The sequence below is a fragment of the Labrys wisconsinensis genome (genome assembly GCF_030814995.1).
Lineage (GTDB): Bacteria > Pseudomonadota > Alphaproteobacteria > Rhizobiales > Labraceae > Labrys > Labrys wisconsinensis.
Genome location: NZ_JAUSVX010000048.1, coordinates 1 through 2,565, shown reverse-complemented (window position 1 = coordinate 2,565; position 2,565 = coordinate 1). Strand labels below are relative to the sequence as shown.

At 70.8% G+C, this 2,565-nt stretch carries 3 protein-coding genes; all 3 read left to right on the top strand.

Annotation, left to right across the window (positions count from 1 at the left end; genetic code table 11):
• On the top strand, positions 1–866 hold an 866-nt coding region (gene rfbB / locus QO011_RS42445; protein WP_307286757.1), incomplete at its 5' end, for a dTDP-glucose 4,6-dehydratase.
• A 39-nt stretch (positions 867–905) separates the two neighbouring features.
• Positions 906–1,802, top strand: a complete 897-nt coding sequence (gene rfbD, locus QO011_RS42440) for a dTDP-4-dehydrorhamnose reductase (RefSeq protein WP_307286759.1) — start codon at positions 906–908, stop codon at positions 1,800–1,802.
• Between the two features lie 2 nt (positions 1,803–1,804).
• A partial coding sequence (rfbA, locus tag QO011_RS42435) for a glucose-1-phosphate thymidylyltransferase RfbA (protein WP_307286755.1) occupies positions 1,805–2,565 on the top strand: 761 nt, incomplete at its 3' end.

The window sequence follows — 2,565 nt, the reverse complement described above, 5'->3', positions numbered from 1 at the left end:
CGGTGCTGGCCGAGTTCCGCCCGGATGTGATCGCCCATCTGGCGGCCGAGAGCCATGTCGACCGCTCGATCTCCGGCCCCGGCGCCTTCGTGCACACCAACGTGGTCGGCACCTTCACCCTGCTGCAGCAGGCGCTGGGCTATTACACCGGCCTGCCGGAAGAGGCGCGGGCGCGCTTTCGCTTCCACCACATCTCCACCGACGAGGTCTACGGCTCGCTGGGCGAGACCGGCTTGTTCACCGAGGCGACCGCCTACGACCCGCGCTCGCCCTACTCGGCCTCCAAGGCCGCCTCGGACCATCTGGTGCGCGCCTGGGGCCACACCTATCACCTGCCGGTGCTGGTGACGAACTGCTCGAACAATTACGGCCCCTATCACTTCCCGGAGAAGCTGATCCCGCTGATCATCATCCGGGCGCTCGCCGGGGAGGCGCTGCCGGTCTATGGCGACGGCAGCAATGTGCGCGACTGGCTGTTCGTGGAGGACCATGCGCGGGCGCTGCGCTGCGTGTTCGAGCGCGGCACGCCGGGCGAGACCTACAACATCGGCGGCAATGCCGAGCGGCGCAACATCGAGGTGGTGCGCGGCATCTGCGCCGTGCTGGACGAGGTCGCCCCGCGCGCCGACGGCCAGCCCTATGCCGGGCAGATCCGCTTCGTCACCGACCGGCCCGGGCACGACCGGCGCTATGCCATCGATGCCGGCAAGATCCGCCGCGAGCTCGGCTGGGCGCCGCAGGAGACCTTCGAGGCCGGCATCCGCAAGACGGTCACCTGGTATCTGGCCAACCGGCCCTGGTGGCAGGACATCCTGGCGAGCCGCTACGACACGGCCCGGCTCGGCCTGGCGGTGGCCCATGGCTGAGGATCGGACGGGGCTGCGGCGAGACGGGGGGCTGGCGTGATCGACATCCTGGTGACCGGCGGGGCCGGCCAGGTCGGGCTGGAGCTGCAGCGCCTCGCCTGGCCCGAGGGCGTGCGCCTCCATGCGCCGGACCGCGCGACCTTCGACCTGACCGACCCGGGGAGCGTGGCGGCGCTGTTCGCCTCGCGCTCCTTCGCGGCGGTGATCAACCCGGCCGCCTACACGGCGGTCGACAAGGCGCAGGGCGAGGTGGCCGCGGCCTTCCTCGTCAATGCCCAGGGGCCGGCCCTCCTGGCCGAGGCGAGCGCCCGGGCCGGCATCCCGCTGGTGCAGGTCTCGACCGACTATGTCTTCGACGGCACCAAGGCCGACCCCTATGTCGAGACCGACCCGGTCGGGCCGCTCGGCGTCTACGGCGCCAGCAAGCTCGCCGGCGAGCTTGCGGTACGGAGCGGCAATCCCCGCTCGGTGGTGCTGCGCACCGCCTGGGTGGTCAGCGCCCGGCGGGCCAACTTCCTCAAGACCATGCTGCGCCTCGCCGCCGAGCGGCCGGCCCTGCGCGTCGTCGACGACCAGCGGGGCTGCCCGACCTCTGCCGCCGACATCGCCCGGGCGCTGGAGACCATCACCCTGCGCCTGATCGAGGACCGCGACGCGCCGACCGGCCTCTACCATTTCGTCAATGCCGGCGAAGCCAGCTGGTGCGGCCTGGCCCGCGCCGTCCTGGCACGCAGCGCCGCGCGCGGCGGGCCTCATGTCCCGGTCGAGGCGATCGCCACCGCCGACTATCCCACCCCGGCCCGCCGGCCGGCCAATTCGCGCCTCGCCACCGCCAAGATCCGCCGCGACTTCGCCATCACCCCGCGCCCCTGGCAGGACGCGATCCATGACATCGTGGACGAGCTCGTGCCGGCCACCCCACTTCCCGGAGCATGACGATGAAGGGCATCATTCTGGCCGGCGGCTCGGGCACGCGGCTCTATCCCGCCACCCTGGCGGTCAACAAGCAGCTCCTGCCGGTCTACGACAAGCCGATGATCTACTACCCCCTGTCGGTCCTGATGCTGGCCGGCATCCGCGAGATCCTGCTGATCTCCTCGCCCGACTATCTCGACGCCTACAAGCGCCTGCTGCAGGACGGCTCCCAGTTCGGCCTCGACATCACCTATGTCGAGCAGCCCCGCCCCGAGGGCCTGGCCCAGGCCTTCATCCTCGGCCGCGACTTCGTCGGCACCGACAGCGTCGCCCTGATCCTGGGCGACAACATCTTCTTCGGCGCCGGCCTGCGCGACACCCTGGCCAAGGCCCGCACCGCCGCGGGCGCCACCGTCTTCGCCTATCACGTCAGCGATCCCGAGCGCTATGGCGTCGTCACCCTCGATGCCGCCGGCCGGCCCACCGAGATCGTCGAGAAGCCCCCGGTCGCCACCTCGCCCTGGGCCGTCACCGGCCTCTACTTCTACGACAACCGCGTCCTCGACATCGCCGCCGCCGTCCGCCCCTCGCATCGCGGCGAGCTGGAGATCACCGACGTCAACCGCCGCTATCTCGAGATGGGCGAGCTCAACGTCCAGCTCATGGGTCGCGGCTATGCCTGGCTCGACACCGGAACCCACGACTCCCTGCTCGAGGCCGGCGAGTTCGTCCGCACCATCCAGAACAGACAGAACATGCAGATTGGCTGCCCCGAGGAGATCGC